Genomic DNA, 874 nt, shown 5'->3' with positions numbered 1-874 from the left:
TGGGAAGGGCGCGACGGGCGGCCGATCGAACGCAAGGCGCGGTTCGACGATGTGGTGGAAGGCAGCCGTTTCTCGATGCGCGTCGTTGAGGACACGGCTCTCGATCCCTCGTTCTGGGCCGACTATCGCGAAACCACCGCGCTCGCGCCCGAAGGCGATGCGACGCGCGTTACGCTCACGCAAACCGACCGCTATCGCGGCGTCGCCTTCCTGATCTTCCGCTACTTCGCCATGCGCCGCGAGCTCGCCAAGCTGCAGGTCTGGGCGAGAACCGGAACATATCGCAGGGGCGGCTGGTTCGAGCATCCGGTGAGCCAGATCGGCTTTGCCGTGCTTTCGGCCTTCATCCTGTGGCCGTTCTTCGGCCTCAACCTCGGCGGGCTGGCGCTGGCCGCGATCCTAACCTCGGTGGTGGCGCTGCACGAGCTCGGCCACATGGCGGCGTTCCGCCTGACGGGACACCGCAGGGCGCGCATGATCTTCATCCCGTTGCTTGGCGGTATCGCCATGGGCGGCAGGCCCTATGACAGCCGCTTCGAGGTCGCGTTCGTGGCGCTGATGGGGGCGGGCTTCTCCGCTTTCCTTGTGCCTCTGCTGATCGCCGCCAGCGGCCTTGCCGGCAGCGAAGGACACCACCCGGCGGCAGTGCTGCTGGCGACGCTTGCCGGCTGCACGTCGCTGTTCAACATCGCCAATCTGGTGCCGGTGTGGAAGTTCGACGGCGGCCAGGTGCTGCGCCAAATCTGCCCGGGCCCGATCGCGCTGGCGCTTGCCTCCTTCCTGCTGCTGTTCGCCTTGCTGGCGCTCGGCTGGCGCGCCGGCTTCTCGCCCAGCTTCCTGCTCGTCGCCGGCGCGGTGTTCTCGGTGCTCAGCC

At 67.8% G+C, this 874-nt stretch carries 1 protein-coding gene; it reads left to right on the top strand.

Features of this window, described 5'->3' with window-relative positions; all coding sequences use genetic code 11:
* On the top strand, nucleotides 1-874 hold an 874-nt coding region (locus EOA32_RS37465), incomplete at both ends, for a site-2 protease family protein (protein ID WP_128374327.1).

The sequence above is a fragment of the Mesorhizobium sp. M1A.F.Ca.ET.072.01.1.1 genome, from assembly GCF_004023325.1.
Lineage (GTDB): Bacteria > Pseudomonadota > Alphaproteobacteria > Rhizobiales > Rhizobiaceae > Mesorhizobium.
The sequence above is the reverse complement of the archived record's forward strand: the minus strand, read 5'-3'. Positions and strand labels throughout refer to the sequence as shown.